Below are 7,187 nucleotides of genomic sequence, written 5' to 3'. Positions count from 1 at the left end.
GGTTTCTACGGTTACCTACAACAGGGACGAATTCGACGACAAAACGGATAATATTTACGAAGCCATCTCCATTACGGCCAAACGTGCTGGACAGATAAACGCCGAGATCAAAAAGGAACTGCTCGAGAAACTTGAGGAATTTGCCACCTACAGCGATAGTCTGGAGGAAGTTTTTGAGAATAAGGAGCAAATTGAAGTGTCCAAATTCTACGAGAAATTGCCAAAACCACATGCCTTGGCCATTCTGGAGTGGTTGGAGGATAAAATCTACTACAGGAATACCGAGAAAGACGGGGAATAAAATGTTGGGCGGTAAAAAAATCCTCTTAGGCATTACCGGAGGTATTGCTGCCTACAAGACCACTTTTCTTGTACGATTATTTATTAAAGCCGGAGCGGAGGTGCGCGTTGTAATGACACCGAGTTCCGGCGATTTTGTTTCCCCCCTTACCCTGGCTACCTTATCTAAAAACAAAGTACTTATTGACTTTGTAGACCGGGAAGAAAAAAGTGTGGATTGGAACAATCACGTGGAGTTGGGCTTATGGGCAGATGTTATGCTGATAGCTCCTGCGACTGCCAATACCCTGGCCAAGATGGCTAGCGGCACGTGTGACAACCTGCTACTGGCTACCTATCTCTCTGCTAAATGCCCGGTATTTTTCGCCCCTGCCATGGATTTGGACATGTACAGGCATCCCAGTACACGTGCTACTCTGGATACTTTACAAGGATTCGGAAATATTATGATTCCTGCAGGTAGCGGAGAACTGGCAAGTGGGCTTCACGGGGAAGGTCGCATGGCGGAACCTGAAGAAATACTCTCCTTTATTAATGATCATTTCAGGAAAGCTTCCCCGCTTTTCAATAAAAACGTCCTGATTACAGCCGGGCCTACCCATGAAGCCATAGATCCTGTGCGATTTATTGGCAACCACTCCACCGGGCTTATGGGCTTTGAATTGGCACGCAGCGCTGCTGATCTTGGGGCACAGGTTGTTTTGGTTACAGGCCCCACGCATCTGCAAGTTGAGCACCCGAATATTGAAATGATAGCCGTAGTGTCTGCAGAGGACATGTATCAGGCGGTACACCAACATTTTGACAAAACGGATATCGCTATCGCAGCAGCTGCGGTGGCAGACTACCGGCCAAAAGAACAGGCCGACCAGAAGATCAAGAAATCAGAGGCTTCCCTTGAGCTGGAATTGGTCCCCAACAGGGATATCCTGCTTTCCATGGGCCAGAAGAAAAAGAAACAGTATCTGGTGGGTTTTGCTTTGGAAACAGATAACGAACTGGACAATGCCCGGGCAAAAATAGAACGGAAAAACCTGGATGCCATTGTACTGAATTCCCTGAGGGATGAAGGGGCTGGCTTTGGGGGTCAAACCAACAAAATCACCTTTATAGATAAGAATTTTGACCAAAAACCGTTTGAACTTAAAACAAAGGCCGAGGTCGCTAAAGACATCTGGGCCGAAATTTTAAGTCGACTGCATGCGTAAGTGGGGGTTTCTTATCGTCTTTTTCTTTGTGCTAACCGCCTATTCCCAGGAATTGACCTGCACTGTTACAGTGAATTCAGACCAGGTTAGCCAAACCAATCAGCAAATTTTTCAGACCCTGGAACGTTCCCTGAACGATTTCATGAACAAAACCAAGTGGACAAACCGCATTTACAGGGAAAATGAGCGGGTCAACTGCCGAATGTTCATCACCGTTACCCAGTTTGAAAATAACTTCTTTGAAGCCAATATTCAGATACAGTCCTCTAGGCCGGTATTCAACACCTCCTATGAATCCCCTGTTTTCAATTACAAGGACAACGATTTCAATTTCAATTATATAGAATTTCAGCCGCTGGTATTCAACGAGAATATCTTTGAATCCAACCTCATAGGGGTTATGGCCTACTATGCCTATATCATCCTTGGACTCGATGCGGACACCTTTTCTCTTGAAGGAGGAACGGAACTCTATAAGAAGGCACAACAAATTGTTACGCAGGCCCAGGGATCTAATTTTTCAGGCTGGAGCCAGTCTGCGACCTCCAACAGGACGCGTTTTGTATTGATTGACAATCTGCTTTCCAATACGTTCAGGGAATACCGTATTGCCATGTACAATTACCACCGAAAAGGCCTGGATATCCTCGGGGATAATAACAGCACGGGGAAGCAGGTCATCTCCGGTTCGATGCGGCTTTTTGAAACCCTGATCAAAAGACGGCCCAATGCCTTCCTGATTCAGACATTCTTCGATGCCAAGGCAGAAGAGATCCGGAACATTTTTTCAGATGGGCCCAAGGTGGACATTGTTGCCCTAAAGGAGACCTTAAACCGTGTGGCACCTTTCTATACCTCTACCTGGAACGAAATAAAATACTAAACAGGAGCATTTTTTGCAGGGCGATTCTGTTATCTTTACATCTCGTAAAAAAACAGCATTGCTCAGTCAGCTATCCATAAAAAATTATGCCCTGATTGACGACCTCAATGTGTCGTTCGGTAAAGGTTTTACCACCATTACCGGAGAAACCGGGGCGGGGAAGTCCATATTCCTCGATGGTCTTTCGCTGGTCCTTGGAAAACGGGCTGACCGGTCAGCATTACGGGACCAGGAACAGAAATGCATTATCGAAGCTGAATTCCGGATTTCAGCTTATGGTTTGGCTTCTTTTTTTGACGGAAATGACCTCGATTATGATGATCACACCATCTTGAGAAGGGAAATTCTACCCAGTGGTAAATCCCGGGCATTTATCAACGACACCCCGGTTACCCTGGATGTGCTTAGTTCCCTCGGGGCAAGACTTATCGATGTGCATTCCCAGCACCAAACCTCTCAATTGACAGCGTCAGATTTTCAATTAAAAGTAGTTGATGCCCTGGCAGGGAACGCCCAACTGCTCCGTCAATTCAGGACACAACTACAGCATTACAGATCAACTGAAACGGAGGTACAGGAACTGCTGGCCGAACAGCAACAATCCCTCAAGGACTACGACTACAACAGCTTTTTGCTGAATGAACTGGTAACAGCCAATCTGGAAAATGTAGTTCAGGAAGACCTGGAAGCGGAGCAGGAGCAATTGAGTCATGTGGAGGAGATAATGGAGAAGTTATCCGCTGGCACCCAGCTCTTACAGGACGAGCAGATAGGGGTGTTGGCAGCACTTGGCCAATTAAAACAACTGAGCACCAGGCTCAGTGGATTTGGCCCCCGTTACAGGGAACTGGCAGATCGGATACATTCAAGCTATATTGAATTGGACGACCTGTCAGCAGAATTGGAGTCATGCAGGGAGGACCTGGTGGTTGATCCCAGGCGGTTGGAAGAAGTTGAAACACAGCTTCAGTCGATATATGCCTTGCAGAAAAAGCATGCGGTACCATCTGTAGCGGCCCTGATACGTTTGAAACAGGAACTTGAGGATAAGGTAAAGCTTACAGACAACCTGGATGGGGTAATACAGGAAAAGAGAGAAGCGCTTGAGCGCCTTAAAAAGGAACTGGATAAAAAAGCTGCAGACCTGAGCCAGCGTAGAAAGGCGGTAATCCCCAAACTCATATCGGAGTTAGAAAGCCTGCTCGCGCCCCTTGGCATGCCTAACGCAAGATTTCAGATCCAGCTTGATCCTCTGCCCGATTTTAATAAAAATGGCAAGGAAAGCCTCTTTATAGGTTTTTCTGCCAATAAGGGTACGGATTTTGGGACTTTGAAGAAAGTGGCGTCAGGAGGGGAGCGATCCAGGATCATGCTGGTGATCAAGGCCATACTTGCTGAGTACGAGAGCCTGCCAACCATGATGTTCGATGAAATAGATACCGGAGTTTCCGGGGAGATTTCCAAGCGCATGGGTGATATTATGGTAAGGATGAGCAAGCGGATGCAGGTGTTTTCCATTACCCACTTGCCGCAGGTAGCCTCCAAAGGTGACGAGCATTTTAAAGTGTACAAGGAAGACGTAGGAGGGAAAACCCATACCCGCATGAAAGCCCTCACTGTTGATGAAAGGGTGGTGGAGCTCGCGGAAATGTTGGGCGGAAAATCCCTGTCAGAATCTGCGCTGGCACATGCCCGTCAGCTCCTCAACTAATGCTTGATGAAAGGACCGTTTCACTCTTCACAGAGGGTCGGGAATTAACGTATTGCGCCTCCTCAATTTTTAATATCTTTGCGCCCAACTAATACCAAAAAGAAACACCATGGCTTACAACTTACTAAAAGGCAAAAAAGGAATCATATTCGGTGCACTGGACAAGAACTCTATTGCTTGGAAAGCCGCAGAGCGAATTCATGAAGAAGGAGGTACGTTTGTACTAACTAATGCACCAATTGCTTTAAGAATGGGGTCTATTTCTGAACTGGCAGAAAAAACAAATTCTGAAGTCATTCCTGCAGACGCAACTTCAATGATGGATCTTGAGAATTTGGTAGATAAAGCTATTGAAATCTTAGGAGGTAAAATAGACTTTGTGTTACACTCTATTGGCATGTCTGTAAATGTGCGAAGAGGAAATCCCTATACACATCAAGATTACAACTTCACTAAAACAGGTTGGGATGTTTCGGCTTTATCTTTCCATAGAACAATGAGTGTGCTTTATAATAAAGACGCTGTTAGTGAATGGGGAAGTATTGTGGGATTGACGTATATGGCAGCGCAACGTGTATTTCCAGATTATAATGATATGGCAGATAATAAAGCCTATTTAGAATCTGTCGCCCGCAGTTTTGGTTATTTCTTCGGGAGAGATAAGAAAGTAAGAGTCAATACTATTTCACAATCCCCAACACCAACAACAGCTGGCAGTGGAGTAAAAGGATTTGACGGTTTCTTGGCTTTTGCGGAAAAAATGTCACCACTTGGTAATGCAACTGCACTAGAATGTGCAGATTATATTGTAACGCTATTCTCGGATTTAACAAAGAAAGTAACGCTTCAAAACTTATTCCATGATGGTGGATTCTCAAATATGGGAGTTAGTACTGCAATAATGGAAGATTTTATGAAAAACAACGCTCCTGAAGAATCTGTTGCAGAAACCGTTAAAAAAGCAAGAAAGAAGTAATCTTAAATATATTTTCAATTTAAAAGAGGTCTAGTTTTTAGGCCTCTTTTTTTTGTGTCATTTTTTTCTTAAGCATGAGTTATGTCACCTTTTTCACGAAAAAGAAGTTCTAAATTAGGTCACGTTTATCAATACAATTCAAATAACATATATGAGACCACTAAAAATAGTTGTACTTATAAAGCAAGTGCCTGATACCAGGCACGTCGGTCCTGACGCAATGAAACCTGACGGTACTGTTAACAGAGGAAAATTGGATACAGTATTTAATCCAGACGATTTACATGCTTTAGAATTAGCCCTTAATTTAAAAGACAGGATTCCTGAAACAGAAATTACCGTTATGACAATGGGTCCAAGAAGAGCTGCGGATATTATTAGGGATAGTCTATATAGAGGAGCTGATAATGGAATTATGATTTCTGATAAGCGTTTTGGAGGCGCAGATACTTTGGCAACAAGTTATACACTGGTAAAAGCAATTAAAAAATTAGCTTCTTTTGATATCATAATGTGTGGAAGACAGGCCATTGATGGAGATACTGCTCAGGTAGGACCTCAATGTGCAGAAAAATTAGGAATACCTCAAGTAACCTATGTTGAAGAAGTCATTTCAATTACCAATGATGAGGTTGTTGCAAAACGTAGATTATCAAAAGGCGTTGAGACTGTTTCTTCTCCCTTACCATGTTTAATGACAGTACATGGTGCTTCTCCAGCCTGCAGATCTAAGGAAGCTAAGCGCGTAATGCAATATAAATATGCCAGAACTAATTCCGAAATGAAGAGGAATGATGAGTTTATGAAGGCATTACATGCAAAAAGACCCTATTTAACCATTCCAGAATGGGGGGTTGAAGATATTGATGCAGAAATATCAAAAATTGGACTTTCAGGTTCACCAACAAAAGTTAAAAGTGTAGAAAGTGTTGTTTTAACTGCAAGTGAAGCTAAAGTTTTGACTGATTCTGATTCTGATATTGAAGGCATGATAATAGAATTGATTGAACACCATACAATCGGATAATAACCAATAAATTGAATTCAAATGAAAAGCGTATTTGTTTATTGCGAAGTTGAAAATCAAAAAGTTGCAGAAATAAGCTTGGAGTTATTATCAACCGGTAAAAAACTGGCCATAAAATTAGGTTGTCCGCTTGAAGCTATGGTTTTTGGCAGTAAACTAGATAAAATACAAAGTCAGGTTTCACCATTTGGTGTTGACAAAATATATATCGCAGATGATAAACGGCTAGAGCCTTATAGAACCTTGCCTCACTCGTCTTTAGCTACACATTTGTTGAAACAGGAAGATCCACAAATAGTATTGTTTGGAGCTACATCCGTAGGTAGGGACCTAGCACCTCGACTGGCTTCAGCGCTAAATTGCGGATTAACTGCTGATACCACCATCTTGGACATCGGAGATCACTTCGTAAAGAAGGAAAAGAAATTATATAAAGATTTGCTGTATGCAATACGCCCTGCTTTTGGAGGTAGTATAATGGCAAACATTATAAATTGGGATCAGCATCCACAAATGGCTACTGTAAGAGAAGGTGTTATGAAGAAAGAGATTTATGATGAAAATTATAAATCGGAAATTGTTGAAGTTGATGTAAACGCTGTGGTTAAGGAAGAAGATTTTGCAGTAAAAATTATTGAACGACATATAGAGGAATCAGATGTTAATCTTAAAGAAGCTCCAATTATTGTAGCTGGCGGTTATGGGGTTGGTTCAAAAGAAAATTTTGAACTCCTGGAAGAACTAGCTGAGTTATTAGGAGGCGAAGTAGGGGGCTCAAGAGCAGCTGTAGATGCTGGTTTTATTGATCATAATCGTCAGATTGGGCAAACCGGCACAACGGTAAGACCTAAGTTATATATAGCTGCAGGAATTTCAGGAGCCATCCAACATACTGCTGGAATGCAGGATGCTTCCATGATAATTTCTATTAATAACGATCCTGAAGCGCCAATTAACAAAATTGCCGATTATGTGATTCACGGTGATTTAGGGGTAGTAATTCCTAAGATGATCAAGTTTTACAAAGCAAACGCCAAGTAAGTGTTTATAATGCAGCGTTAGGACTAACTCAAAATTTAAAA

The 7,187-nt window shown here is 42.7% G+C and carries 7 protein-coding genes; all 7 read left to right on the top strand.

Going from position 1 to position 7,187, the window contains the following annotated elements:
• Positions 1–301: DNA-directed RNA polymerase subunit omega (locus AC4E7D_RS09455; protein WP_490173554.1), on the top strand; the 301-nt coding region annotated here is incomplete at its 5' end.
• Position 302: 1 nt separating this feature from the next.
• The gene (gene coaBC, locus AC4E7D_RS09450) at positions 303–1,508 is read left to right on the top strand and encodes a bifunctional phosphopantothenoylcysteine decarboxylase/phosphopantothenate--cysteine ligase CoaBC (protein WP_490173553.1); all 1,206 of its coding nucleotides are present in this window, start codon (positions 303–305) and stop codon (positions 1,506–1,508) included.
• Entirely contained in the window at positions 1,501–2,391 is an 891-nt protein-coding gene (porD, locus tag AC4E7D_RS09445; RefSeq protein WP_490173552.1) for a type IX secretion system protein PorD, read from the top strand. Before coaBC ends, porD begins: the two co-directional genes overlap by 8 nt.
• Before the next feature lie 58 nt (positions 2,392–2,449).
• Positions 2,450–4,102 carry a DNA repair protein RecN gene (gene recN / locus AC4E7D_RS09440; protein ID WP_490173551.1) on the top strand — a complete coding sequence of 551 codons (1,653 nt, stop codon included), beginning with the start codon at positions 2,450–2,452 and terminating at the stop codon, positions 4,100–4,102.
• A 109-nt stretch (positions 4,103–4,211) separates the two neighbouring features.
• The gene (locus AC4E7D_RS09435; RefSeq protein ID WP_490173550.1) at positions 4,212–5,078 is read left to right on the top strand and encodes an enoyl-ACP reductase FabI; all 867 of its coding nucleotides are present in this window, start codon (positions 4,212–4,214) and stop codon (positions 5,076–5,078) included.
• Between the two features lie 151 nt (positions 5,079–5,229).
• Positions 5,230–6,105: an electron transfer flavoprotein subunit beta/FixA family protein gene (locus tag AC4E7D_RS09430; RefSeq protein ID WP_490173549.1), complete on the top strand. Its 876-nt coding sequence runs from the start codon at positions 5,230–5,232 to the stop codon at positions 6,103–6,105.
• 21 nt (positions 6,106–6,126) lie between these two features.
• Positions 6,127–7,146, top strand: a complete 1,020-nt coding sequence (locus AC4E7D_RS09425) for an electron transfer flavoprotein subunit alpha/FixB family protein (protein ID WP_490173548.1) — start codon at positions 6,127–6,129, stop codon at positions 7,144–7,146.
• Positions 7,147–7,187: the final 41 nt, after the last annotated feature.

The sequence above is a fragment of the Lentiprolixibacter sp. genome (assembly GCF_982873095.1).
The sequence above is the reverse complement of the archived record's forward strand: the minus strand, read 5'-3'. Positions and strand labels throughout refer to the sequence as shown.